The 25,941-nt window shown below is 69.0% G+C and carries 22 protein-coding genes; 9 read left to right on the top strand and 13 right to left on the bottom strand.

Translation table 11 applies throughout. The features are described 5' to 3' along the window. The coding region (locus HMPREF3165_RS13920; protein WP_256275261.1) for a lipopolysaccharide biosynthesis protein at positions 1-487 on the top strand (487 nt) is incomplete at its 5' end. A gap of 23 nt (positions 488-510) precedes the next feature. Here the strand turns inward: HMPREF3165_RS13920 and HMPREF3165_RS09790 are convergent. Beyond that, complete coding sequence (locus tag HMPREF3165_RS09790; RefSeq protein ID WP_070512961.1) at positions 511-1,833, bottom strand: UDP-glucose dehydrogenase family protein; 1,323 nt, start codon at positions 1,831-1,833, stop codon at positions 511-513. A gap of 362 nt (positions 1,834-2,195) precedes the next feature. Here HMPREF3165_RS09790 and HMPREF3165_RS09785 point away from each other — a divergent pair, with 362 nt between their 5' ends. The 3 genes from HMPREF3165_RS09785 (at position 2,196) to ndk (ending at position 5,525) form a co-directional block, all read left to right on the top strand. After that, positions 2,196-3,998, top strand: coding sequence for a bifunctional folylpolyglutamate synthase/dihydrofolate synthase (locus HMPREF3165_RS09785; protein ID WP_070512958.1), 1,803 nt, complete (start codon positions 2,196-2,198; stop codon positions 3,996-3,998). Between the two features lie 318 nt (positions 3,999-4,316). Further along, on the top strand, positions 4,317-4,997 hold the full coding sequence (dhaL, locus tag HMPREF3165_RS09780; RefSeq protein WP_070512956.1) for a dihydroxyacetone kinase subunit DhaL: 681 nt from the start codon (positions 4,317-4,319) through the stop codon (positions 4,995-4,997). 87 nt (positions 4,998-5,084) lie between these two features. After that, positions 5,085-5,525, top strand: coding sequence for a nucleoside-diphosphate kinase (gene ndk, locus HMPREF3165_RS09775; RefSeq protein ID WP_070512953.1), 441 nt, complete (start codon positions 5,085-5,087; stop codon positions 5,523-5,525). 123 nt (positions 5,526-5,648) lie between these two features. Here ndk and HMPREF3165_RS09770 read toward each other — a convergent pair whose 3' ends face one another. Continuing rightward, a complete protein-coding gene (locus HMPREF3165_RS09770) occupies positions 5,649-6,893 on the bottom strand; it encodes an ABC transporter permease (RefSeq protein ID WP_070512950.1) in 1,245 nt (414 codons plus the stop codon). Next, positions 6,893-7,840, bottom strand: coding sequence for an ABC transporter ATP-binding protein (locus HMPREF3165_RS09765; RefSeq protein ID WP_070512947.1), 948 nt, complete (start codon positions 7,838-7,840; stop codon positions 6,893-6,895). Before HMPREF3165_RS09765 ends, HMPREF3165_RS09770 begins: the two co-directional genes overlap by 1 nt. Before the next feature lie 169 nt (positions 7,841-8,009). Here HMPREF3165_RS09765 and smc point away from each other — a divergent pair, with 169 nt between their 5' ends. The 3 genes from smc (at position 8,010) to ftsY (ending at position 13,864) form a co-directional block, all read left to right on the top strand. Next, positions 8,010-11,807 carry a chromosome segregation protein SMC gene (gene smc / locus HMPREF3165_RS09760; protein ID WP_070512944.1) on the top strand — a complete coding sequence of 1,266 codons (3,798 nt, stop codon included), beginning with the start codon at positions 8,010-8,012 and terminating at the stop codon, positions 11,805-11,807. A gap of 161 nt (positions 11,808-11,968) precedes the next feature. Further along, on the top strand, positions 11,969-12,343 hold the full coding sequence (locus HMPREF3165_RS09755) for a hypothetical protein (RefSeq protein ID WP_010613567.1): 375 nt from the start codon (positions 11,969-11,971) through the stop codon (positions 12,341-12,343). A 360-nt stretch (positions 12,344-12,703) separates the two neighbouring features. Further along, positions 12,704-13,864, top strand: coding sequence for a signal recognition particle-docking protein FtsY (ftsY, locus tag HMPREF3165_RS09750; RefSeq protein WP_070512941.1), 1,161 nt, complete (start codon positions 12,704-12,706; stop codon positions 13,862-13,864). A gap of 23 nt (positions 13,865-13,887) precedes the next feature. Here the strand turns inward: ftsY and HMPREF3165_RS09745 are convergent, their stop codons facing one another. From HMPREF3165_RS09745 to HMPREF3165_RS09730, 4 genes are all read right to left on the bottom strand, one after another. Then, on the bottom strand, positions 13,888-14,499 hold the full coding sequence (locus HMPREF3165_RS09745; RefSeq protein WP_070512939.1) for a response regulator transcription factor: 612 nt from the start codon (positions 14,497-14,499) through the stop codon (positions 13,888-13,890). 77 nt (positions 14,500-14,576) lie between these two features. After that, complete coding sequence (locus HMPREF3165_RS09740; RefSeq protein ID WP_070512936.1) at positions 14,577-15,734, bottom strand: sensor histidine kinase; 1,158 nt, start codon at positions 15,732-15,734, stop codon at positions 14,577-14,579. A gap of 22 nt (positions 15,735-15,756) precedes the next feature. Continuing rightward, a complete protein-coding gene (locus HMPREF3165_RS09735) occupies positions 15,757-16,485 on the bottom strand; it encodes an ABC transporter permease (RefSeq protein WP_176747043.1) in 729 nt (242 codons plus the stop codon). Positions 16,486-16,631: 146 nt separating this feature from the next. After that, the gene (locus HMPREF3165_RS09730; protein WP_070512933.1) at positions 16,632-17,624 is read right to left on the bottom strand and encodes an ABC transporter ATP-binding protein; all 993 of its coding nucleotides are present in this window, start codon (positions 17,622-17,624) and stop codon (positions 16,632-16,634) included. Positions 17,625-17,987: 363 nt separating this feature from the next. On the opposite strand from HMPREF3165_RS09730, the gene ffh reads away from it, so the two are divergent. After that, positions 17,988-19,673 (top strand): signal recognition particle protein, encoded by a 1,686-nt coding sequence (gene ffh / locus HMPREF3165_RS09725; RefSeq protein WP_070512930.1) that lies wholly within the window; start codon positions 17,988-17,990, stop codon positions 19,671-19,673. A 25-nt stretch (positions 19,674-19,698) separates the two neighbouring features. Here the strand turns inward: ffh and HMPREF3165_RS09720 are convergent, their stop codons facing one another. The 6 genes from HMPREF3165_RS09720 to HMPREF3165_RS13305 form a co-directional block, all read right to left on the bottom strand. Next, on the bottom strand, positions 19,699-20,310 hold the full coding sequence (locus tag HMPREF3165_RS09720) for a response regulator transcription factor (RefSeq protein ID WP_010613576.1): 612 nt from the start codon (positions 20,308-20,310) through the stop codon (positions 19,699-19,701). Further along, positions 20,307-21,401, bottom strand: a complete 1,095-nt coding sequence (locus HMPREF3165_RS09715) for a sensor histidine kinase (RefSeq protein ID WP_070512927.1) — start codon at positions 21,399-21,401, stop codon at positions 20,307-20,309. Before HMPREF3165_RS09715 ends, HMPREF3165_RS09720 begins: the two co-directional genes overlap by 4 nt. Before the next feature lie 134 nt (positions 21,402-21,535). Continuing rightward, positions 21,536-22,414 carry a hypothetical protein gene (locus HMPREF3165_RS09710; RefSeq protein ID WP_070512925.1) on the bottom strand — a complete coding sequence of 293 codons (879 nt, stop codon included), beginning with the start codon at positions 22,412-22,414 and terminating at the stop codon, positions 21,536-21,538. Positions 22,415-22,464: 50 nt separating this feature from the next. After that, positions 22,465-23,484 (bottom strand): ABC transporter ATP-binding protein, encoded by a 1,020-nt coding sequence (locus HMPREF3165_RS09705; protein ID WP_070512996.1) that lies wholly within the window; start codon positions 23,482-23,484, stop codon positions 22,465-22,467. A 106-nt stretch (positions 23,485-23,590) separates the two neighbouring features. Further along, the gene (locus HMPREF3165_RS13915; protein WP_256275258.1) at positions 23,591-24,847 is read right to left on the bottom strand and encodes a hypothetical protein; all 1,257 of its coding nucleotides are present in this window, start codon (positions 24,845-24,847) and stop codon (positions 23,591-23,593) included. A gap of 35 nt (positions 24,848-24,882) precedes the next feature. Further along, positions 24,883-25,125: a hypothetical protein gene (locus tag HMPREF3165_RS13305; RefSeq protein WP_141745040.1), complete on the bottom strand. Its 243-nt coding sequence runs from the start codon at positions 25,123-25,125 to the stop codon at positions 24,883-24,885. Positions 25,126-25,457: 332 nt separating this feature from the next. Here HMPREF3165_RS13305 and rpsP point away from each other — a divergent pair, with 332 nt between their 5' ends. Continuing rightward, entirely contained in the window at positions 25,458-25,940 is a 483-nt protein-coding gene (gene rpsP, locus HMPREF3165_RS09695; protein WP_070512919.1) for a 30S ribosomal protein S16, read from the top strand. Position 25,941 lies beyond the last annotated feature (1 nt).

Raw genomic sequence — 25,941 nt, 5'->3', positions numbered from 1 at the left:
GGTGATGCTCCAGGCCGAGTTCGCCGAGGGATGGCGCTACGTCCCCCTGCTCATGCTGGCGGCGACCTTCGGGGTCATGACCATCTTCTTCGGCACCTTCTACCAGGCGCTCATGAACAGTCGCATGCTCATGGTCTCCACCATGATGGGGGCGGTGGTCAACGTGATCCTCGGCGTGGCTCTCGTACCGTTCATGGGGCCGTGGGGCGCCGGCCTGGCCGGAGCAGTGGCCTACGCCCTCGTCCTGGTGGTGCGAGCCCGGGACCTCAGGCGCCGCATCGACCTTCCCATGGACCGCTCGCGCCTGACCTACCAGCTCGCGCTGCTCAGCGTCATGGCCGTGTGCACGTCCTTCGACGGCGGCTCATGGCTGAACGGGGCGGTCTGGGTCTGCCTGATCCTCCTGGCGACCAGCGACATGTCAGTGCTGGGTGGCGGCGCTCGAGCCTTGGCCGCAGCGTTCGCCGGCAGGCTTGGGCGGCGCTGAGGAGCCCGCGCCGCCCAAGCCGCTCACCGCCGGCCGATGCCGCGGTAGCTCCAACCGGCCGCCTTCCAGGCCTGCGCATCCAGGCAGTTGCGTCCGTCAATGACGTAGCGGTTACGTGCTAGACCGGCCGCCTGGGCGGGGTCAAGATCCTGGTACTCGCGCCACTCCGTGCCGATGATGACCAGGTCGGTTCCCTCCAGGGCGGACTGCGCTGAGGCGGCGACCTCGTAGGGGCGGTTCGTCCTCTGAGCGAGGATCGGGCCGGCGGCCGGGTCGTGCACGACGACTCGCTCGACCATGCCCGACAGCTCCACGGCGAGATCCAGGGCGGGGGAGTTGCGCATGTCGTCGCTGTCCGGTTTGAAGGCGGCCCCGAGGACCGTCACCGTGGCCGCCGACGTGTGCTCGCCGAGAAGCTCTGCGACTGTGCGGATGACGCCGGCACGCATGGTGTCGTTGACGCGATCGACCTCCGCGAGGAAGGCCAGGGCATCGCCGACGCCGAGCTCGCCGGCGCGGGCCTGGAAGGCACGGATGTCCTTGGGCAGACAGCCCCCGCCGAAGCCGATACCGGCGCGCAGAAACCGGCGCCCGATACGGTCATCCATACCGATCGCCTCAGCGAGGGCCGTCACATTGGCACCCGCGGCGTCGCAGACCTGGGACATGGCGTTGATGAAGGAGATCTTCGTGGCCAGGAAGGCGTTCGCACTGATCTTGACCAGCTCGGCGGTGGCGTAGTCCATGACCAGGCGCGGGGTGCCAGCGGTCAGGATCTGCGCGTAGACCGCGTCCATCGTCTCCTGGGCGCGGCCGGCGGCGTCGGGATTCTCCGGCAGGCCGTAGACCATCCGGTCCGGACGCAGCGTGTCCTGAACGGCGAAGCCCTCCCGCAGGAACTCCGGGTTCCACAGCAGCAGCGCCCCGGTCGGCTCGATCAGCTGGGACAGACGGGCGGCGGTGCCAACGGGAACCGTGGACTTGCCGGCGACCACCTCAGGGCCGCTGGTGCAGTGCCCCAGGTGGGGGAGCATGGCGGTCACGGCTGCGTCGACGTACGTCATGTCCGCCGCCCCCGACTCGGACTGCGGTGTGCCCACGCCGATGAAATGGACCTGGGCTCCCTCAATGGCGGAGAAGTCCTGAGTGAAGGTCAGGCGTCCGGCCTCCACGTTACGGGCCAGAAGCCCTTCCAACTCGGGCTCGAAGAACGGCGCCCTGCCGTTACTCAGAAGATTTACCTTGTGGGCGTCGACGTCCACGCCCACCACATCATGCCCGAGCTCCGCCATTGACGCAGCGTGAACAGCACCGAGATATCCGCAACCAATCACTGACAAACGCATGGAGGAAGCCTAGGCAGGCATGTGGGGGGTATGTCTACCCCTATACCCATAGGGTTCCCTGGTGAATTCCTCAAATATTTCACCGAGAATTAGGATGTATTCATCGAGTTTTTGTACAACAATCATGGTAGTCGTATTGTTGATGCCGTCCGAATGGGCTTGTGCCCCGAAAAAGATTTAAGAAGAAATCGTTTTTCGGGTGCGGACCTTGCTGTGAGAGATTGCGCTCACGTGATTCCCCTGCCGATCAGTCGTGACTATGCAGTGGCTGGGAGTCTTCGGGCCTCGGCTAGATTAGGGCTGGGAGGGGGCGCTTGAGAGAGCCTCCGCCCAACCCGTCACGTCGAGCAAAGGATGGCACAGTGCCCGTAGACGACGACTCCAAGCAGGTCAGGCCCGGTGCCGCCTTCGGCATCCCCGAGGGGGCCACGGGGGAGGAGGTCGTCGACGCCGTCTTCGGTGAAGCCGGTATCGACCCCGAGCTCCTGCCCTACCTGGAGGCCGCAGGCGCCCCCGGCCTGGCCGAGGGCGAGGGGCTGGCCGTCTCCGAGCTTCAGGAGGCCGGTGCTCAGCGACAGGCCGATGCCGAGGTCCAGGACCGCGAGGACCTCGAGGCTCTGCGCGAGCTCGTCGCCGCCAACATGATTCCGGGTGGTGACACTGATCGCCTCGAGGAGCTCCTGGCCGAGGTGGACGCCGACGACTCCGACGACTGGGACTCCTGGGAGCCCCAGCTCGCCGACGACTCCGAGGGTGAGCACCTGCGCGATCTGCAAGCCGCTGCCCGCGGCGTCGAGGTCTCCGCCCGCATGCGCCAGGTCGAGGCCGAGATCCTCGCGCGCGCCCCCGAGCACCAGGTCCAGCCCTCCCTGGAGCGAGTTGAGGCCGTCCTCGACCTCCTGGGCAACCCCGAGCGCACCTACCGCACCGTTCACATCACCGGCACCAACGGCAAGACCTCCACCGCCCGCATGACCGAGCGACTGCTGGCCGCCGGCGGCATGCGCACCGGCCGCTTCACCTCCCCGCACCTGGCCACCATCCGCGAGCGCATCAGCCTCGACGGTGAACCGATCAGCGAGGAGGGCTTCATCGCCGCCTGGGAGGACGTGGCCCCATATGTCGCCATGGTCGACGAGCGCTCCCAGGCCGCCGGCGGGCCCCGCCTGTCCTTCTTCGAGGTCCTGGCCGTCATGGCGCTGGCCGCCTTCGCCGACTACCCCGTCGACGTCGCCGTCATCGAGGTGGGCCTGGGCGGGCGGTGGGACGCCACGAACGTCATCGGCTCCGACGTCGCCGTCATCACCCCGATCGGGCGCGACCACGAGCGCTGGCTGGGCTCGTCGATCACCGAGATCGCCCATGAGAAGGCCGGCATCATCAAGGACGGCTCCACCGTCATCGTCGCCCATCAGGTCCCCGAGGCCGCTGCCGAGATCGAGCAGGCCGCGGTCTCTCACCGGGCCGTCGTGCGTCGGGAGCGGGACCCTCAGGAGGACCCCACCTCGCCGGAGGCCGGCGTCCTGCAGGTCCTCGACCGCCAGCTCGCCGTCGGCGGTCAGCTGGTCACCTTCGCCACGGCGGCAGCCGTCTATGAGGACGCCTTCGTCCCGCTGCACGGGGAGTACCAGGCCCACAATGCCCTGCTCGCCCTGGCCGCCGCCGAGGCGGTCCACGGCGGGCGCCGGCTGCCGGCGCGCATCGTCGAGGACGGTTTCGCCTCCGTCACCAGCCCGGGCCGTCTGGAGGTGCTGCGCTCCTCACCCACGGTCCTGGTCGACGCCGGGCACAACCCGCACGGCGTCGAGGCCCTCACCGGAGCCGTCGAGGAGGCCTTCGGCTTCCAGCACCTCGTCGCGGTCCTGGGTGTCATGGCTGATAAGGACGCCGAGGGCATCCTGGCGGGCCTGGAACCGGTGACCGACGCCGTCGTGTGCGTCCCCATCGACTCACCCCGGGCCATGGACGTCGAGGACCTCGGCGAGATCGCCCGGGAGGTCTACGGCGCCGACCGCGTCGTGGTGAGCCAGCAGCTCGGCGAGGGGGTGGAGCGGGCGGTCGCCCTGTCGGAGGGGTATGACGCCCCGCTGACCGCCTCAGGAATCCTCATCGTCGGCTCCGTCGTTTTGGCCGCCGAGGCCCGCGCCCTGTTCGGCAGACCCTGACGGCGGCGGCCCGCTCCTGCGACGGCGCTCCTCGAGTCCCCGTTCCGACTGCGGTGGCACGTGCGTTCGGGCTGGTCGCAGGCCCTGCGGACATCTCAGCGCGCGAGGCGGCAGGGGGCGTGAGAGGATGGGGGCGCGAGCGGGCGATGAGCACCTCGTCAGCTTGCTCCGGCGCACCCCACGGGCGTTCCCAGGACGCGTCGGGCCCCATCGGGGCCGTGCGGAGCCCGATCACAGCCGCATGGTCGTCCTTCACCCTCGGGTGCGTGGCGCTCATGCCTGGAACCAACACCTGCTAAGACCCGAGAAGGAAGCAGTATGTCCTTAGACGCCGCCTGGGCCCTTGACTGGGCCCGTCGCGCCGCCGAGCTGATCGCTGAGAACCGCGCCGAGCTGACCGAGCTGGACCGAGCGATCGGAGACGCCGACCACGGGGACAACCTGGAGCGTGGCATGAAGGCGGTGGTCTCCAAGCTCGATGCCGCTCAGCGGGCCGGAGGTATCCCGGCAAGCCCCGGAGGGGTCCTCAAGCTTGTCGCCACCACGCTCATGGCCACCGTCGGTGGTGCCGGTGGGCCGCTGCTGGGAACAGCCTTCCTCAAGGCCTCCCGCTCCTGTGAGGCCGCTACCTGGGGGCCTGGGGATCTGGCTCGCGCCCTGGAGGAGGCCACCTCGGGGCTGGAGGCCCGGGGGCACGCCGCCAGCGGGGACAAGACCATGGCCGACGCCTGGCGCCCTGCGGCGGTGGCCGCCAGGGAGGCCGCCGAGATCGGGCAGGACGAGGTCGGTGTCCTCGCCGCAGCCGCTCAGGCCGCAGCCACGGGGGCTCAGGAGACCGAGCCCCTCCAGGCCCGCCGTGGTCGGGCCTCCTTCCTGGGGGAGCGCTCCTGCGGCCACCGCGATCCCGGAGCCCAGTCCTCCGCACTTATTCTCCAGGCCGCCCTCGATGCCGCCCGCGACCGCGCCGCCGACCTGATCCTGCTTGTCGAACAGGCCTGACTCCACCGGCTCCGCCATGGCGGGCAGGCGCCCGGACCCGTTATGGTCCATTCGGTCCCTCGAATGCCAACCCACCAAGGAGCCCCCATGGCACGCACCTCCCACGTCGGCCGCATCCTCGTCCTCATCAAGCCCGACGCCGTCGAGCGTCGCCTCACCGGTGAGATCCTGCGTCGTATCGAGGCCAAGGGGTACACCCTGACGGCCCTGAAGGTTCTCACTCCCACCGAGCAGATCCTCGCCCAGCACTACGCCGAGCACGTGGACAAGCCCTTCTACCCCGGCGTTGTGGAGTACATGACCTCCGGCGACGTGGTGGCCGCGGTCGCCGAGGGGCAGCGCGTCGTCGAGGGCGTGCGCAGCCTCATGGGTCCCACCGACCCCACCACGGCCGCACCCGGCACCATCCGCGGAGACCTGGGACGCGACTGGGGGACCCCCGCCATCCTCAACCTCGTCCACGGCTCGGACAGCGACGAGTCCGCAGCCCGAGAGATCGCCATCTGGTTCCCCGAGCTGGCCGACTGACCCGCGGCCCCTCCCGCAGGGCGCCTGACGCGCGACACGAGACGACGGTGGTGCGCCTTCTGAGGAGGAAGGCGCACCACCGTCGTCTCACATGTGGCCGGCCGCGAGCCGATGAGGCCCCGCTCAGGCTTGCTCGGCCCTCCTGAGAACCTCCTTGAGGGGGACGCGGGCACCGGTGCGGGTGACGGCCCTGGTGTAGATCGCCGCCGCCACACGCACCAGCAGCGGCAGGAAGACCAGCGCGAGCCCCAGGGCGATCAGCTGCTCGGTCCAGGAGGAGACCCCCAGCACCAGGCGCGCCGGCATCATGAAGGGGGCGAAGGGCGGCACGTAGGACAGGACCCGGAAGGTCATGCTGTTGGTGTCCCCGGTGGCCATCAAGAAGCTCAGGACGTAAGGGACCATCGAGAGCATGACCAGGGGCATGCTCACCGAGCTGACGTCCTCCTGGCGGCTCACGAGTGAGGCGGCGGCCCCGAAGGCGACCGCGAAGATCGCGTAGCCCACGATCATCCACACGATCATCGCGACGAGCACGCCGTCCAGGTTGAGACTGATGTCCGGCATGACTCCCGTGGCCTTCGCGGCGATGACTCCGGCCACGGCGACAGCCCCCGTGGTCAGGACCGAGGCGATACCGATCCCCAGGATCTTGCCGGCCAGCAACGAGCTGGGCCGCACGCAGGCCAGGAGGATCTCCACGATCCGGCTCGACTTCTCCTCCACCACCCCCTGGGCGATGAACTGGCCACCGCCCATGATGGCGAACAGCAGCAGGACGTCAATCGTCATGAGGATCGCGTAACGCGAGCCGAACTCTGCCGAATCGCGCTGAGGGGCGTGGAGCGCCTTCACCTCGGGCTTGGCGGTACTGAGCTGAGAGGCCACCTGAGCGGGGTCGCCTCCCAAGGACGCGATCTGCTGGCCCAGAGCCGACTGCTGAAGGTAGGCCGTGACCCCCGAGACGACCGCGTCGTCGGCCGACTTCTCCACCGTGATGGTGGGGGTCGAGCCGGAGACGTCCAGGACCATGTCCACGTGCGGCGTGCCCTCTGGGGCGTCGTCGGCCAGGACGTCCTTGGCCTGGTGAGCCGAGACATCAACGAGCTTGATCGTCTCCCCGTTGGATGCGGCCACCTTGTCCAGCCCGGCGGCCTGGGAGAGCGTCACGCCCTTGAGCCCGACCCGATAGGCCTGGTCCTGGCCGGCGGTGTAGAGCTTGACGCCGACGATGCCGCCGACGGCGGCAATGAGCAGCACCAGGGTCAGGATGATGGTCGACTTCTTCAGCAGGTGCGCCCGCAGCTCCCGGCCGGTGACCAGGGCGATCTCCTGACGGCGAGTGATGGGGGTGGTCCGGTCGCTCATCAGCGCGCCTCCTTCGTCTCGTTGCTGTCTGCGGTTCCCTCGTGGGAGGTGGTGGTCAGAACCTCTCGGAAGATGTCGGTGAGCCGGTGGCGCACCGGGCCGAGCTCGCGCACCGTCCCCAGGCGCTGGGCAGCGCTCAGCAGCGCCTGCTCATCGGCTCCCGCCGCGGTGATGACCAGGCGGCCGGCATCATCGAGCTCGACCGTGGGGGCGGGCAGGTTCAGGGAGGCCGCCTGCACCGGTGGGCTCCCCGCGGCCTGCTCGACGACGACCCGCCACCGGGGCGTCTCGGTGGCCTGCAGCTCGGGAATCGTGCCGTCGGCCACGAGCCGGCCTGAGCGGATGATGACCACTCGGTCGCACAGGCGCTCGACGACGTCGAGCTGGTGGGAGGAGAAGAGGGTGGGCACGCCTGCGGCCGCCCGCTCCAGGAGGACCTGGCTCATGACGTCCACGGCCACCGGATCCAGGCCGGAGAAGGGCTCATCGAGAATGAGCAGCTCGGGGTCGCTCACCAGTGCGGCGGCCAGCTGGACGCGCTGCTGGTTGCCCAGCGACAGGCTCTGCACCTCGTCGCCGCGGCGCCCCTCCAGGCCCAGACGCTCGGTCCACCGCTCTGCAGCCGCCTTGGCGGCGGAGGCGGACAGTCCGTGGAGGCGGGCCAGGTAGACGAGCTGCTCGGCCACCTTCATCCGGGGGTAGAGGCCGCGCTCCTCGGGCATGTAGCCGATGGTGCGTCGGATGGCGGCGTCCACGGGGGCGCCCATCCAGGTCACGGCGCCGGAGTCGGCGGCGAGCACCCCCATGACGATGCGCATCGTGGTGGACTTGCCCGCCCCGTTAGAACCGACGAAGCCGACGATCTCGCCGCGGTTCAGGGACAGGGAGAGATCATCCAGGGCCTGAAGGCTCCCGAAGCGTTTGGACAGGCGGGACAGTTCGAGCATCGTGGCTCCTTCGGGTTCGGGGACGGGGCGACGAGGCTGGTCGAGCAGGTGCATAGCCCCGTACCCGACCGCCTTAATATGGAAAGTCTGCTTGTCTATCGCGGTCATGTCAAGTCCCTTTGTCGTGCCTGTCCCCGACTCAACCGCCCGCGCTGTTAGGGTGGCACCCGTGCACCTCAAGACGTTGACGATCAAGGGATTCAAGTCCTTCGCCTCGTCAACCACCCTCCGCCTGGAGCCCGGCATCACAGCGGTGGTCGGCCCCAACGGCTCCGGCAAGTCCAATGTCGTTGACGCCCTGACCTGGGTTATGGGTGAGCAGGGCGCCAAGAACCTGCGCGGTGGCTCCATGGCCGACGTCATCTTCGCCGGCGCCGGCTCCCGCCCGGCCCTCGGGCGCGCCGAGGTCTCACTGACCATCGACAACACCGACGGCGCACTGCCGATCGACTACACCGAGGTCACCATCTCGCGCACCCTGTTCCGTGGTGGCGGGTCGGAGTACCGCATCAACGGCAGTCCCTGCCGCCTCCTCGACGTCCAGGAGCTCCTCAGCGACACGGGCCTGGGACGCCAGATGCACGTCATCGTCGGGCAGGGGCAGCTCGACGCGGTCCTGAGCGCCACGCCTGAGGGCCGCCGCGGCTTCATCGAGGAGGCCGCCGGCGTCCTCAAGCACCGCAAGCGCAAGGAGCGCGCCCTTCGCAAGCTGGAGTCCATGGCCACCGACCTCGCCCGCGTCGCCGACCTCACCCAGGAGCTGCGCCGCCAGCTCGGCCCCCTGGCCCGACAGGCCGCCATCGCCCGGCGCGCCCGGAGCATCCAGGTCGAGGTTCGAGACGCCACCGCCCGGCTCCTGGCCGACGACGTCGTCCAGGCCCAGTCCCTCCTGGAGGCCGGTGACGAGGACAAGGAGGCCCTGGCCCGGCGCCGCAGCGCCGTCGAGGAGGCCGAGCGCGTCGCCAGGGCCCGCCTGAGCGAGCTGGCCGCCATCGAGACCACCTCCGCCCAGCGCCTCGCCCGCGCCGGCGGCATCTGGGAGGAGCTCACCGCCGCGGCCCAGTCCCTCGGGGCGCTCGCGGACGTGGCCGGCGAGCGGATCCGGCTCCTGGCCTCCGCCCCGGCCCCGAGCCACGGCACCGATCCTGAGGAGCTCGAGCGGCGGGCCGAGGCCGCGAGCCGGGAGGAGGCGGAGCTCGCCGACACCCTCGAGGCCGCCCGCACCGCGCTCAGCGACGCCACCCGGGTGCGTGCGGACGCGGAAACCGCCGAGAAGGCAGCCGACCAGGAGCTCTCAGCGGCTCAGCGTCGCGTCTCAGACAGACGTGAGACCATCGCCCGGGCCGGCGGACGCGTCGCCTCGGCCCGCAGCCGCCACGAGGCCAGCCTGGCCGCCCTCGAGCAGGCGCGCAGCGCTTTGCGCGCTGCCGAGGCTCGCGAGGACAGCGCCCGGGCCGCCCTGGCCGAGGCCGGGGGAGAGGCGGAACCGGCGCAGGCGGCCGCCGGTGGTGCGCGGGACGCCGTCGTTCCAGCGCAGGTACCTGCCGAGGGCGGCGCGGCTGCCGACGCGGCGGTGCGGGCTGCCGCTGTGCACGACGAGGCCGCACGCCACCTGGCCCAGGCCCGTGAAGCGGTCGCGGCCGCGACTGACGCCCGCCGGGAGGCGGCCTCCGACCGGGCCACCTGGACTGCCAGACGCGACACCCTGGCCATCTCCTTGCGTGGCCAGGACGGCACGGCCGCGCTGCTGCAAGCCGGTATCGACGGTCTCCTCGGACCGCTTGCCGAGCACCTCAATGTTGAGCGCGGCTGGGAGAACGCCGTCGCCGCCCTCCTGGGAGCGCTCGCCGAGGCCGGCCTGGCCACAGATGCTGAGGCGGCCCTGGCCGGGCTGGATCATGCCCGAAGCCAGGACCTCGGAGCGGTGCGACTGGTGCTGGCTGGCGACCCCTCACTGGGGGGCGCCGACACCGATGATGAGGCCGACACCGATGATGAGGTGGAGCCGGCTCCCGTTGACGGGGCCCTGGCGGCCCGCGGCCTCGTCGGTTCCGCGCAGCCGGGGCGCCTCGAGCAGGTCCTGGACCGGCTGCTCAAGGACTCCTGGGTGGTGGAGGACCTCGAGGCCGCCAGGGCCCTGCGTGCAGAGCTGCCCGACGCCGTCGTGGCCACCCGCAGCGGCGACGTCCTGGCGCCCGGCTGGGTCGCCGGGGCCGGCCGGGGGGCCTCCTCGGTCCTCGAGCTCACCGCGGCCCACGAGGAGGCCGACGCTGAGGCCGCTGCCGCCGCACAGGCCGAGACTGAGGCCGACGCGGCCCTGGAGGAGGCCCGTCGCCAGGAGGACGCTGCTCGCCAGGCGCTCAGCGAGGCGCTGTCCGCCCTGCGTCAGGCCGACGCCGAGGCCGCCCGGGCTGCCGAGGCGATGGCCCGCCTGACCTCCGCCGCCCACGCCGCCTCCGAGGAGACCGGGCGTGCTCGCCGGGTGCTGGAGCGTGCCGAGGCCGAGTCGGTCCAGCGCACCGCCGAGCTGGCAGCCGCCACTGCCGCACTGGCCGAGGTGGAGGGCGGGGATGAAACCGCAGAGGCTGCCGAGGGCGCCGACGGTACGGGCGTCTCGGGGAAGAGTGGTGCCGACAGCCTCGAGCGCGCCCTGGAGGCTGCCCGACAGGAGCGCGAGGCCGCTGCGGATGCTGCGCGCCAGGCCCGTGCCGCCGAGACCGATGCCAGGCTCGCCCTGCGCACGGCAGAGGAGCGCGAGCGCTCCAGCCGCGGGCGCGCCGACTCGCTGCGGGCGGCCGCACGGCGTGAACGCGACCAGCGCGCTGCTGCCGAGCGGGCCCAGCAACGCCGCAGCGCCCAGCTGGCGGTCGCCACCCACGTGCGGGACCAGGCGCGCGCGGCCGCCGAGGCGGCGCGCACCAGTGTGCAGCAGGCGGCCGATGAGCGCGCGGCCATCGAGACCGAGCGCTCCCAGGCCCTGGCCGCCACCAACGAGGTTCGCGAGGAGATCGACCAGCTGACCAAGGAGCTGGGCAGTCTCACCGATGCCGCCCATCGCGAGGAGGTGGCCCGGGCCGAGCAGCGCATGCGACTGGAGGCTCTGGCGGAGCGTGCCATGAGCGAGCTCGGCCTGGAGTTGGACCCCCTCGTGGAGGAGTACGGACCGCACATGCTCGTCCCCGAGCTCAACGAGGAGGCTGATGCCGCCTCCGACCCTGGCTCCGCCGCGGAGCAGGACGCCGCTCAGGCGTCGGCCGGCGGATCAGGCCATCTGGGCCGCCCCTACGTGCGTTCCGAGCAGGAGAAGCGCCTGGCCAAGGCCTCGCGCGATCTTGCCCGGCTCGGCAAGGTCAACCCGCTGGCCCTGGAGGAGCACGCGGCTCTGGAGCAGCGTCACCAGTTCCTGGCCGAGCAGCTGGCCGACCTCAAACGCTCGCGGGACGACCTGCTGAGCATCGTCGAGGAGATCGACGCGCGAGTTCAGGAAGTCTTCGCCCAGGCCTACGAGGACACCGCCCGTCAGTTCGCCTCCGTCTTCGATCGGCTCTTCCCCGGCGGGGAGGGGCGGCTGGTGCTCACGGATCCCGATGACATGCTCACCACCGGCATCGAGATCGAGGCGCGCCCCGCCGGCAAGAAGGTCAAACGACTCTCCCTGCTCTCAGGAGGGGAGCGCTCGCTGGCCGCCGTGGCACTCCTGGTGGCGATCTTCAAGGCACGGCCCTCGCCCTTCTATGTCATGGACGAGGTCGAGGCGGCCCTGGACGACACGAACCTGGGGCGGTTGCTGGAGATTTTCACCGAGCTGCGGCGCTCCAGCCAGCTCATCATCATCACCCACCAGAAACGGACCATGGAGGTGGCCGACGCCCTCTACGGCATCACGATGCGCGACGGGGTCACCAAGGCCGTCTCGCAGAGGCTGGCCCAGCCCGACCGCGGTACGGCTGTGACTCCTGATGTCTGAGTGAAACGTGATGGGAATGTGATAGACTGCTGGCAGCATGACGCTCGTTTTCAGATATGAGTCATTGTTGTGTCAGGAAGTTGTCAGGTTTTGTTGTTGATTGGACGACAAGTGCGTGCAAAGTCTGGTCAGATCGTAATTCGCAAGGCAGAATCCTAACTATGGGTGTCATGATTCTTCCCCTCGTTGTCGTGCTGGTTGCCGGCCTGCTTGTGCTCGGCATGGTTTGTGCTGAGCGCTTCCCGGTGCGCTCTTGGCCCTCACGCATTCGCAGCGTGGTCCGCAACTCCCAGGAGGTGCGCCTGGCGGAGCAGGACGTCGAGGTCGAGGTCGTGCCCCAGGAGGTCAGCCTGTCCGACCTCATGACGCGTGAGGGGCCGGCGGCCTACGCCGGCACCGAGGGCTTCGGAGGGCTGGTCGGCGTCGTCGGAAAGGCGATGGACGCTGCCGAGAGGACCCGTGGCTCCGCCGGCGCCCGGCGTCGCGCTCAGGCGCACGAGCCGGCAACCGGTGGCCTGTCGCAGTCTCAGAGTTGAGTAGCGGCGGTCGTCTCGTGAAATACTGCGGTCAACGTTTTTTCACGACTATGTGATGCCGAGATGACGCTACTTCTCGATGGAATCCTGGCCGTGGGAGATTGCCGCTCCGATGCCCTCTCGCACTTTCTCCCACTGTCCTAGAGCCGCTTCGGTCTCAGGGCGATACGGCTCAATGGGCATTGCCGCTACGACGGCGGCCCGTCCTGCAGCACGTCAACAGGCGTGCTGCAGTTTTCTTCATGCCACAGCTGCGTCGTACGCCGATAACCCCCATGCCGTCGTGCTGTCTGCGGGCGAGAGGCGACCCGGGCAGGCCGACCCCGCCACAGGGAGCCCATGATCGGGCATGATGGGCCCATGGAACCGATCCTCATCGTTCTCGGCATCATCCTGGTCATCGTCATCGGAGGAGGGCTGTGGCTCTACGCCGGCCGACGGCGGGGCCAGGTCTCCGACGAGATCAGCGCCCACCAGCCGATGTCCGTGGAGGACCTTCTGCCCTCGGAGGGCGAGGACACCGATGAGGATGCGGAAGGGGCGGGCGCCGCCAAGCCGACTGCGACGCTGGAGTCCCCCGAGTCCATCCCGGGACGCATGCAGCGCCTGCGCGCCCGCCTGGCCGGTGCCGGCGGCTTCGGCAAGGCGGTCCTGTCCGTCCTGTCCCGAGGAGACCTCACCGAGGAGGACTGGGAGGAGATCGAGGACACCCTGCTCACCTCCGACCTCGGCATCGAGGTGACCACCTCCCTCATGGACGAGCTGCGCACCCAGGCCAAGGTTCTGGGAACCTCCGACCCCGAGGCGGTCCGCACTGTCCTGCGCGCCGAGCTGCTCAAGCTCGTCGACCCCTCCCTGGACCGCTCCCTCAACCTGGAGCGCCCCACCCCGGCCGAAGGAGCCCAGGGCAAGCCCGCGGCAGCCATCCTCATGGTGGGGGTCAACGGCACCGGCAAGACCACCACCTGCGGCAAGCTCGCCCGCGTCCTGGTTGCTCAGGACAAGACCGTCGTCCTGGGAGCGGCCGACACCTTCCGCGCCGCGGCGGCCGAGCAGCTGAGCACCTGGGGCGAGCGCGTGGGCGTTGACGTCGTGCGCTCCGAGAAGGAGGGCGCCGACCCCGCCTCAGTCGCCTACGACGCAGCCCGTGAGGCCGCCGCCCAGGAGGCGGACGTCGTCGTCGTCGACACCGCCGGGCGCCTGCAGAACAAGGCCGGCCTCATGGATGAGCTGGGCAAGATCAAGCGCGTCATGGAGAAGATCGCCCCGGTCGGCGAGATCCTCCTGGTGCTGGACGCCACCACCGGCCAGAACGGCATGCGTCAGGCCCAGGTCTTCTCCGAGGCCGTGGGCGTCACCGGCATCGTGCTCACCAAGCTCGATGGCACCGCCAAGGGCGGCATCGTCGTCACTGTCCAGAAGGAGCTGGGCGTGCCCGTCAAGCTCGTGGGCCTGGGGGAGGGCGCCGACGACCTGGCCCCCTTCGACCCGGAGGGCTTCGTCGACGCGCTGCTGGGCTGAGCCCGCGAACCGACGCCCCAGCGCTACTCGATGATCCACCCCTTCTGGGCGGCGATGTGCACCGCCGCGGCCCGGGTGGGGGCTCCGGTCTTGGCCATGGCCTGGGACAGGTGGTTCCGGGTGGTTCCCTCCGAGAGATGGACCCGCCGGGCGACCTCGGAGACGGTGGCGCCGTCGGCCGCCGCCTGAAGAACCTCGGTCTCCCTGGCGGTCAAGGGGGAGTCCCCGAAGATGAGCGAGTCGGCGGCCAGCGCCGGGTCGACGACTCGCAGCCCGGCATGGACCCGGCGCACCGACTCGGCCAGCTCGGTGGCCGGGGCGTCCTTGACGACGAAGCCGTGGGCCCCGGACTGAATGGCGCGCCGCAGGAATCCGGGACGCCCGAAGGTCGTCACGATGAGGACCCTCGTGGCCGGCAACCGCGCCAGGAGACTCGCGGTCGCGCTCAGTCCGTCGGTGCCGGGCATGTCAACGTCCATGAGGACGACGTCGGGCCGGTGCTCGAGCGCGACGGGCAGAACATCGTCCCCGTTCCCGACCTGCGCGACGACCTCGATATCGGTCTCCAGGGCGAGCAATGCGGCCAGCGCCCCGCGCACCATGGCCTGGTCATCGGCCAGCATCACTCGGATCATCGCTCAGCTCCGTCTACTCAAGGTTCCTCAGCGCCGACGACACGAGTGCTCGCCGGAGTTCGGGGTGCCCGACCGACTCACCGGCTCGCGTCGGCCGCCATAGGTGAGGATAGACGGCGGGCGCGCACCCTCAGGACGGTGCCGATGCCATGCGAGGGCGTCTCGATGGTGAGGTCGGCGCCGTTGTCCTCGCAGCGCTGGCGCAGTCCCTCCAAGCCGTGACCGTCACCGGCGGCGGCCGAGTTCAGCCCGATACCGTCGTCGGCCACCTCAATGGAGTCGGCGCTCAGCGCCACCCTGCAGTGCGAGGCGTGGGCATGGCGCACGATGTTGGTGACGCCCTCGCGCACCACCCAGGCGAAGAGCTCGCGCAGCTCGGGATCGACGATCTCGACGGTCAGCGGGAGGTCTGCGTGGACACCGGCAGAGGTCAGGACGTTCGTGGCGCGAGCCAGCTCGCCGGCCAGGCTCAGCTCACGGTAGCTGTTGACGGTGGCGCGCACGTCGGCCAGGGCGGAGCGCGCCAGGGACTGAACCTCGGTCAGCTCCGCCTTGGCCTGATCGGGGGCGGCATCGACGAGTCTGGTGGCGAGCTCGGTCTTCAAGGCGATGACTGTCAGCGAGTGCCCCAGGATGTCGTGCATGTCCCGGGCCATGCGGTTGCGCTCCTCGTTGATCTCCAGTTCGTGGGTGCGCTGCTCCAGAATGCGGGCCACCCGCCGCTGCTCCATGATGTAGCGCCCGAAGACGCAGGCGCCGCCCGCACCGAGCAGAGCGATCCAGGCGCCTTCACTTGCGGACCAGGAGGGACTCATCCTGGGAACGAGGAACAGTGTGCCGGCGAGGATCGCGATGGGGCCGATGGACGCCCGCCAGGGCAGGGAGAAGGCCAGGACAACGGCCAGGAAGACCACCAGCTGCAGGCTCTGAGGGCCCACGCCGAGGGCAGCCCCGATCGCTGTGAGCGCGCCGACCACGATGAGCAACGCACTCAGGCGGCCGGGCCAGGTCAGGCCCTGGCGCACCCGTCTTACGCTGAGCGAGCAGGCGGCATACAGACACGCGCAGGAGACGATGGCACTGGCGGCGCCCCACACCCCGCCGCTGGATCCTTGGGCCAGACCCTCCCTGACGACCGGAACCATGGAGGCGGCCCACGCGATGCCCCAGCCGACTGCTACAACGCGGGTGCGGCGAGCCCGCGCCTCGTCGGGGGACAGGGCGCGGGCTTTCATGACCCTGATGGTACTCACGGTCTCACACCCGGGCGGTGTCCCGGCCCATCTTCCAGGCGGCCCCGCCCAGGAAGACGGCGAGCCAGCTCAGCACGTTGACTACCCACCACCAGGAGAAGCTCTCGGCACCCATGGGCCACAGCGCCAGGTTGTGCAGCCCGTACATGGGGGTGAAGCTGCCGATGCGATCCATGGTGGAGCCCGGCGTCAACGGGATGAACATGCCGCCGAGAAAGGCGAGCAGGGCCATGAGCGGGCCGACCACCTGCATGGCGTTGTCCGAGGGCAGGAGGTAGCCGACGAACAGTCCGAAGGCGACGAAGACCAGGGAGCCCAGCCAGATGATGAGAGCTGAGAAGATCCAGACCTTCGCCGGCATCTGCGCGTGTCGCACGGGGCCGCAGGCATAGACGGCGCCGATGGCCAGAGCGCTGATGAGCATCCCCACGATCGCCTTGGCGGTGATGTAGGCGATGGGCTTGAGCGGGGTCAGACGCAGCTGGCGGCTCCATCCTGAAGCCCGCTCGGTGCTCACGGCCGCTCCTGCCCCGGTGGTGGTCATGAGCGCGCCGTACAGGGCCATGCCGATCATCATGTTCGCTACGACGTTGCCGTTGCCGTAGGGCATGGCGGAGTAGTCGGTGGTGGTGAACATGAGGAAGAAGGCCACCGGAAGAACGATCGAGAAGATGACGGAGCGACGGTTGCGCAGGCGCCGGCGCACCTCGAGCGACAGCAGAGGAAGGCTCAACCCTCCCAGCGGTGGTGCGGTCCGGGAGGACAAATCGAGGCGCTTGACTAGTGATGAGGCGGAGGAGGACTGAGAAGAGGACATTGCGGTTCCGATGGAGGTTGTGGGCGGGAGGGTGACGGTGTTGCCGGGGCGGGCGGAACGGCTCATGCTGACGCTCCGGCATTAGGGGTGGAGGCGCTGTCGCTGGTCAGGGCCATGAAGGCGTCCTCCAGTCCCCGGCTGGTGATCTCCAGGTCCTGGGCGAGGTGCTCGCTGAGGAGGAGCGCGGCGACGGCGTCGCTGTCGGTCGAGCTCAGGGTGAGCGTGCTGCCCAGGATCTCGACGTCGTGGACCTGCCCACGGTTCTGCGCATCGGCCAGGGCGTCGCGCAGCCTTTCGGGAGCGCAGGTCAGGGTGGCCCTCAGGGAGCGGCCGCTCACGGAGGCGCGGATCTCCGCGGCGGTGCCGTCGGCGATGATGCGCCCATGACGCATCAGGACGATCCGGTCGGCGAAGGCATCGGCCTCCTCGAGGTAGTGCGTGGCGAAGACGATGGTGCGCCCACGCTCGGCATCGGCGTGGATGGCCTCCCAGAAGCTGCGGCGCCCCTCGACGTCCATGCCCGTGGTCGGCTCATCGAGGATGAGCAGTGCCGGATCACTCACGAGCGCCATGGCGAAGCGCAGGCGCTGCTGCTGGCCTCCGGAGCACTTCTTGACGATGCGCGAGGCGAAGTCGGTGACGCCGGCGCGGTGCATGGCCTCCTCGGCGTCGATCCGATGCGAGAAGAGACTTGCCGTCAGCTGCACCGTCTCACGCACGGTGATGTCGGGCAGGAGGCCGGCGGTCTGCATGACTGCGGCGACCAGGCCCCGGTCGACCGCCTGGCGCGGGCTCATCCCGAAGACTCTCGCATCGCCGCTGGTGGGGCGGCTCAGTCCCAGGATCATGTCGATCGTCGTCGTCTTGCCCGCACCGTTGGGGCCCAGGAGGGCGACGACCTCGCCGGGACGAATGGTCAGGTCGACACCGTCGACGGCGGTGACGTCACCGAAGGACTTGTGCAGATCGGTCAGTCGGACGGCGTCCACATGGTCCGTCCGGGGGACTTCCGGGACGGAGGACTCCCGGCCGGTCCGAGGCGTTGCTGTGCTCATGGCTCAAGACTCGTCCCGCGTCGGCAGCGGTCCATGGCCCATCGGTCATCATTTGCTCATGACATATCTCAGGGGTCGTCGATCCGTGAAATACCGCGGTATACCGGGAGAAAACCCTCGTACGGGCTGGGGGACGGCGTCAGGCGGAGCCGAGGCCCTGAGGCATGACGCAGACGAGGTCGCCGGCCGGGGAGTGTGGGGTCAGTCCCGGTCCGGGCGCGGGGGAGAGGACTGGCCCGTCTTGCCGCTATCCTGGGTCGCAGTCAGCGGAGTCGCCATGGCTCACGGCCATGGATGTTCCTCCCTCACCCGCTCTGAAGTCTCCCGACCAACGCGCCCGACGGCGCCAGGAAGGACCATCGCGTGTTCGGCAACCTCTCCGATCGCATCACCGCCTCCTTCAACCAGCTGCGCGGCAAGGGTCGTCTCACTGAGGCCGACGTCAACGCCACGGTCACCGAGATCCGCCGCGCCCTCCTGGAGGCTGACGTCGCCCTGCCCGTGGTGCGCGCCTTCACCGCAGCGGTGCGCGAGAAGGCGGTCGACGCCGCCCGCTCTCAGGCCCTCAACCCGGGCCAGCAGGTCGTCAAGATCGTCAACGAGGAGCTCATCGAGGTCCTGGGAGGCCAGACCCGGGAGATCCACTGGGCCGACCGCGGCCCCACGATCATCATGCTCGCCGGTCTCCAGGGTGCCGGTAAGACCACCCTGGCCGGAAAGCTCGGACGCTGGCTGCGCGACCAGGGCAAGCGCGTCCTGCTGGTGGCCTCCGACCTCCAGCGCCCCAACGCCGTGACCCAGCTGAGCGTCGTCGCCGAGCGCGCCGGGGTGCACGTGTGGGCGCCCGAGCCCGGCAACGGCGTGGGCGACCCGGTGGCGGTGGCCCGCTCCGGCGTCGAGCACGCGCGTACCAGCGGTTACGACGTCGTCGTCGTGGACACCGCCGGCCGCCTGGGTGTGGACGCCGAGATGATGGACCAGGCGATCCGCATCCGCGATGCGGTCTCCCCCCACGAGATCCTCTTCGTCCTGGACGCCATGGTCGGTCAGGACGCCGTCAACACCTCGGTCGCCTTCCGCGACGGCGTCGGCTTCACCGGCGTGGTCCTCTCCAAGCTCGACGGCGACGCCCGCGGCGGCGCGGCCCTGTCCGTGCGCGGCGTGACCGGCGCCCCGGTTCTGTTCTCCTCCACCGGTGAGGGCCTGACCGACTTCGAGCGCTTCCACGCCGACCGTATGGCCTCGCGCATCCTGGACATGGGTGACCTGCTCACCCTCATCGAGCAGGCCGAGCGGACCATGGACCGCCAGGAGGCCGAGGACGCCGCCGCCAAGCTCGCCAAGGGAACCTTCACCCTTGACGACTTCCTGGGGCAGCTGCGCCAGATCCGCAAGATGGGCTCCATGAAGAAGCTCCTGGGCATGATGCCCGGGATGGGGCAGATGCGTGAGGCCCTGGACAACTTCGACGAGCGCGAGGTCGACCGTATCGAGGCGATCGTGTGCTCCATGACGCCCGCCGAGCGCAAGGACCTGTCCATCCTCAACGGCTCTCGCCGCAGCCGTATCGCCAAGGGATCGGGGACCACGGTCCAGGCCGTCAACGAGCTCGTGGACCGCTTCGAGCAGGCCAAGAAGATGATGGAGGCCATGGCCTCCGGCGGCATGGGTGGACTCGGTGAAGGCGGTCCCATGCCCGGCATGGGGTCGCTGCCGGGCATGGGCAAGCACTCCAAGGCTCGTCAGGCCCCCAAGGCCAAGCGCGGTAAGGGCGGCAAGAAGGGCCGCAGCGGCAACCCAGCCAAGGCCGCCCGTCAGGCCAAGGAGGCGGCGGCCGCCAAGCAGGCAAAGATCGAGGGCGGGCAGGGGGCTGCGCCGGCAGCCGGCTCCTCCTTCGGGCTCGGTGGCGGCCAGGGCGATACCTCCGGCTACGGGATCATGCCTCAGGGCCAGCCGCAGGCTCAGGCCGGCGCACAGCCCTCGGGCGACGACGTCGCCGACGCCATGAGCGCCCTGCCCGAGGACCTGCGTCGCCACCTCGGACTCTAGAAGCCACTGGAGGAGCCAGGCCCGCTTACAACCAGCCGTTGGTCTCGGCGGTGCGGGCCGCCTCGGTGCGGTTGCGGGCGTGGGTCTTGGCGATCGCCGAGGACAGGTAGTTGCGCACCGTGCCCTCGCCCAGGCTCAGCCGGGTGGCGATCTCTCGGGCGTCCGCACCCGTGGCCGCCGCCAGCAGAACCTCCTTCTCCCGCTCGGTGAGAGGATTGGGGCCGAGCAGAACCGACTCCTGGGCGAGCTCGGGGTCGATGACCCGCAGGCCCGCATGAACCTTGCGGATCGCCTCGGCCAGCGCCTCGGGCGGGGTGTCCTTGACGATGAAGCCCGCTGCCCCTGCCTCCATGCCTCGTGAGAGGTAGCCCGGGCGACCGAAGGTCGTCACGATGAGGCACCGGCACGGCAGATCCGAGTCGACGACCTCGGCGGTGGCCGCCAGCCCGTCGCGCCCCGGCATGTCGATATCGACCAGGGCCACGTCCACGGTGTGCTCGCGCACTGCGTCCAGGACCTCGTCGCCCCGCCCCACCTGGGCCACGACCTCCAGATCGCTCTCGAGCCCCAGGAGCGTTGCCAGAGCACCGCGCACGAGTGCCTGGTCATCGGCGATGAGCACGCGGATCGGGCTCACGGCAGCCTCACCTCCAGTCTGGTCCCGCCGGTCGTCACGCCAGCGGTGTCTGTCGTGCCGGCGCCGGATGAGTCAGTGCGACGGGTGAGTGGACTGGTCATGGTGAGCGAACCGCCCTCCTGCTCACAGCGGGAGCGCAGGCCCGCCAAGCCGTTGCCGGGCTGGTCACCGGCCAGGCCGACACCGTCATCGCTCACCCGCAGCAGCCCCGGCTCCAGATGTACCGTCACAGTGGCCGCCTGCGAGTGCCGGACGACGTTCGTGGTGGCCTCACGCAAGGCCCAGGCCATGAGGGCACGCTGACGCTCAGGAATGTCCTGGGCGCTGCCGGTCACATCCACACGGATCCGGGCCGCGCTCAAGGCGGTACGCGTGGCCTCCATCTGGCTGGCCAGGTCCGGGGACCGCAGGCGTGTCACCGTGGAACGCACGTCGGCAAGGGCTCCACGGGCCAGGGTGATGACCTCGTCGAGCTCCCGGGAGGCGGCGGCCGGGTCACGCTCGATGAGCCGGCGGGCGACCTCGGCCTTGAGAGTGAGCACCGTCAAGGAGTGCCCCAGGATGTCGTGGACGTCGCGCCCGAGCGCCTCTCGCTGGGAGACGAGGGCGAGCTCGCGCTCAGCGGCTGTTCTGCGCTCCTGGAGCTCCACCGCGATGCGGGCGATGATGATGGGAATCTCGGTGAGCGATATGCCCAGTACCTGCCAGTGCGACTCCGGATGTGTGTTCCATAACAGCGAGGCGGCAATCAGAAGACCCGTCGCTATGACGACGGTGGGGATGCCTCGGCGCAACGTCGTGGAGAACAGGATCAACGAGCAGAAGAAGGGGAAGAAGCAGACCGCCCACCATCCCAGTGCCGGCAGCGTCAGTACGGTGAAGAAGCCCTGGACCGCGAGCTCTCTGAGAAGGACTCGAGTCGGGAGGTCAGTAGAAGGGACGTTGACCCTCGATGCACGGTCGGCCGGCGTCGAGAACGCCCAGACGTAGCCGGCGATGAACCCCAGCACCCCGGTAAGGCCCAGCAGGCGCTGCCACCAGGTGAAGGAACCGAGGAGAAGCTGGATGATGGGAAGGGCCAGGAACAGCACCCATACTGTGGCGTCCCAGACGATATGACGGCGATAGCGGTGCCAGGGGCGGGAACGGGGCCGCCCTGCCCCAGACGATGATGCCTTCAGGTCAGCTGAGTCATGCAGCGGCTGCGGCATAGTCATCTCCGGTCTCATCGGCGCCTGGTCGCCCGACGTCGGGCCCCGATCACCAGCAGCCCGAAGATGAGTGTCCACACCACCAGATTAGCCAACGGCATCCACAACGGGTCCTGGATACCCGCTTGCCGATCCGGTACGTAGGCCCACCCCTCGCCCAGCGGCCACCGGGCCAGCGCCGTCGCTCCGTACATCGGGGTGAAGCGACTGATCGTCAGCAGCGTGTGACTCAGGGGCATGAAGGCGTTGCCGATGAAGGCGAACAAGGAGACCAAGGAGGTCGCGATACCGATCGATGCCGAGGACGGCAGCCACATCCCGGCGGCCAGCCCCCACAGAACGAAGGGCAGGACCCCGATCAGACAGATGAGGGGACTGACGGCCCAGACCCAGCCCTCCATCTGCGAGTCCGTCAGTGCCCCAGCGGCGAGCACGACGACGACGGGAAGTGCCGCTGTTCCCACCGCGGTTCCGGTCTTGACCACCAGGTAGCCGCGCAGGCCCTGGGAGGTGACCGCCATCTGCCGGCCCCAGCCCGCTGACTGCTCGACGGCGGCCGCCGCCGAGGCGCTCGTGGCACCCAGACAGGCACTGAAGGAGGCCATCGCAAGCATCACCGAGGCCGAGACATTGCCGTGAGCGTGCGGGCCGTAGTCCCCGGCGGAGGCGTTCAACCGACCGAAGACGAGGTACATCGCCACAGGGAAGGCGATGACGAAGAAGAGGTTGGCCGGCTCGCGCAGACTCCGGTAGAGGTCGAGCCGGAGGTAGGTCAGAAGGGGGCGTGCGGGCCTGAGCCCACCCGAACGGCGCGACTGGCCGCCGGGGCTGCCGGCAGAGGAACTCACGGGGGAGGCGGAGAGATCGGAGCTTGTCTGAGGTATCGCGGTCATGATGTGGCCTCAATGCATGTGGTGATGGTGGGCAGGGTCAAGGGCGTGGGCTAGGGTGTTGGCGCAGGTGCGCCGTCAGAGCGGTCTGAGGTCAGAGCGGTGAAGACCTCGTTGAGGCTCGCGGCGCCGATCCCCAGGTGCTCGGCGGGGGTGGCGCTCAGCAGCCAGCGGGCGACGGCGTCGGAGTCCGTCGTGCGCAGCTCCACGTGCTCACCGTGGACGACCGCATGCAGGATGCTGCCGGCCGCGGGGCAGTCGGCCAGGTACTGCCCTAGTGACTCCTCGGAGAGCCTGGGCCAGGTGGCGGTGACCAGGGCGCCGTCGCCCAGGGCTCGGATCTCGTCGACGCTTCCGTCGGCGACCAGGCGGCCGTGGGCGATGATGACGATGCGGTCGGCGAAGGAGGCCGCCTCCTCCAGGTAGTGGGTGGCGAACAGGACGGTGCGGCCGCGGCGGGTCTGGGTGCGCATCGTCTCCCAGAAGGCTATCCGGGCGTTGACGTCCATGCCGGCGGTGGGCTCGTCCATCACGAGGAGGTCGGGGTCCGGCAGTAGAGCCAGGGCCAGGCGCAGGCGCTGGCGCTCGCCTCCCGAGCAGCGGCTCACTCTGCGGGTGAGGAGCTTTCCAAGACTCGCCTGGTCGACGACGTCGTCGAGCCTGGAAGCGTGCGAGATGTTGTCGTAGTGCCGGGGTCCCATCGAGGCCACGACCCGCAGGGTCTCCCCGACGGTGAAGTCGTCCAGAAGACCGCCGTCCTGGAAGATGACACCAACGCGACCTGCCTGGACCGCCTGGTCGGGGGAGGTTCCCAGAAGCTCGATCGTCCCGGCGTCGGGCAGGGTCAGCCCGAGGACCATGTCGAGGGTGGTGGACTTGCCCGCGCCATTGGGGCCCAGGAAGGCGACCACCTCTCCGGACCGGATGGTCAGGTCGAGGTTGTCGACGGCGACGAGGCTGCCGAATGTCTTGCGCAGGCCACGGGAGTCAATCGCGGGGGCCGGAGCCGTGTGCCCGACCTGAGGACCGGAACCCGGGGAGTGAGTGGTGGCGGCTGCTGTGGTTCGGATCATGGCCTCAGAGTCGCGCCGGCCCACGGCTCCCGGTACTGAGCGCTGTCACCGCTGCTGCATGACACCTGTCATACGGCAGCAGGCTGTGCGTCATGCCGTCGTGTCCTCAGGACTGCGGTGCGTAGCCGATCAATGTGGAGCCGTCGATCGCGACAATGAAATCCTGGCGCCAGACGGGGATGACTGCTCCACGGGATGTGATGGGCAGAGGAGCCATCGGCGTCTTCGATGCCGTGTCGATGATGAACACCGCACCGATCTCACTGCTGGCGGAGCGGCCGCGTATGGTGAGCGTGCGCTTGTCGGAGCTCAGTTTCCAGGAGCTCTGGAACTGCGCACGGGCCGGGGTGTTCCACGTGGCTACATCGTCGGACAGTGTCAATGGGTATCCATGAAGACTGCAGTGCGTGGCATCGGTGCAGGTGAGGTCGATATCGGCCCAGGTCGTGTCACCCGACTCGTAAGCGGCCCTGAACTGTGACAGCGAGGGTTGCTGACCATCCTTGATGAGGAGGGACGCAGTGGAGCCCCTGAGGGTGAAGGACTCCGCGGGCGCCCCATTCTTGGAGAAGGTGGATGCTGTCGAGCTGTCTGGATCGATGGTGATCCAGCCGTCGCTAGCGGAAAGCAGCTGAATGGGGTGCCCTTGACCGTTCTTCTCCGGTGAGAGGGTCACGAGGGAGCCGTCACTCGTCGAAAGAACTCCGATGCTGGAAGAGTCTTTGGGAGAGCTTTCAACGGACACCGCGATCGACTCTGATGATGGTGTTCCATCGGCATGGTGCCAGAGTGGGTGGACTGATGTGAAGTCGTAGGTCTGCTGCCAGCGCTGAGTCGGCTCGCCATTATTCCAGTCCCAACCCGTGCAGGTACTGTTCGCGTCCGAGTACGAGGAGCTGCATGAGACGGCTGTGTTGTCATTGGCGACGAAGCTTAAAGACTGGAAACCCGATGGGAGTTCAGTCGTCTTTCCTGTTGTGGGGTCAAGAACCTGGCCGTTCAGTAGCAGGTTCCCTCCCCACCAGTGTCGGTAGCCGGTGGTGAACGTATATCCTAGCGACGTCGACCAGATCTTCTTGGGAGTATTGCCTTTAATATGGAATCCTGTCAGATCTGCCTTATCGTCGTTCTTGTGGTGAATGACAACGATATAGTGCCCGCACGCGTAGGTGTCCCACGTGAAATCGTTCTCCCATTCCGGGAGACCGGTGTCAAGACTCCACGTCTTCTTCCATGAAGAGCCTTCCGTTTGATGTCCTTCCATTTCGCAAGAGGCAGGCGGAGGTGGTGGAGGAGAGGCGCTCGGTGCAACGTGTGACGTGGAGTTCACGGCCACTCGCCCAGCAATGACCAGTGCCGCCACGCAGAAGGTTCCAAGAAGGATCGCAGGCCACAGCCCTACTGCGCGTGGTGGGGCTTCACGGACTGTGCGTTCCCGGTCAGGGGCTGTGGGGTGCGCCGGGGGCGCTTCGGTCCGGTCGTGGCGCTCTCGTGGTCGGCGCCTGAGGGCAGTCCGTCCGTCGAGGAGGTGCTGGGAGGGCGGATCGACGTCGGAGTGCCCTGTCCGGAGCGTGGCGGTCGGATCGATGAGCTCTTGCCGGGCGGCTGGATGCCGCGGTTACCGAAGGGGAGAAGCCTCATGGGCGAAGCATGCCCCGGCGTCGTGGGCCGCGCTGGGGTTTGACCGGTGCGAACCGTGCGGGGTGAGTCAATCGGCGTGGTGCCCCATTGAAGGGGCGCGCAAGCTCGGAGTCGACGTCGCCTGTGGGCGATCTCGCACCGAGTGGTGGGGCGGCGCCCCGGCTCGGGCTGGCGACCTCCTCGGAGGCTCTGGCAGAATGTCCGGCTGTACTCGGTCGGACGTCGGTCCCTCTCCCGGCCCCGGTCGCGTCTCGGCTCACGCCGGAAACCGTTGCTTGACCCCACCGGGGACCAGCGCGCGCCAAACCATCCAGAACCAGGAGTTCAACCAAGTGGCAGTCAAGATTCGCCTCAAGCGCATGGGCAAGAAGTTCGCCCCCTTCTACCGGGTCGTCGTCCTCGACTCCCGCAAGAAGCGCGATGGCCGTGTCATCGAGGAGATCGGCGTCTACGACCCGATGCAGGAGCCCTCGCTCATCAGCATCGACTCCGAGCGCGTCCAGTACTGGCTCGGCGTGGGCGCTCAGCCCTCCGACGCTGTCTACAAGCTGATTAAGATCACCGGCGACTATCACCAGTTCAAGGGCCTCAAGGGTGTCGAGAGCACCCTCAAGGTCAAGGACGCCGACGCCGCCGCGGTCGCCAAGGAGGCCGCGGTCAAGGCCGCCGCCGACGACGCTGAGAAGCGCAAGGCCGCCGCCGCCAAGGCCAAGGCTGACGAGGAGGCCGCTGCAGCGGCCGAGGCCGCCGAGTCCAAGGCCGAGGAGTCCGCTGAGGACCAGGCCTCCGATGAGGCCGCCGCCGAGGAGGCCTGAG

This window comes from Actinomyces sp. HMSC08A09 (genome assembly GCF_001807465.1).
Classification (GTDB): Bacteria; Actinomycetota; Actinomycetes; order Actinomycetales; family Actinomycetaceae; genus Actinomyces; species Actinomyces oris.
This window is presented reverse-complemented; position numbering and strand designations above follow the sequence as displayed.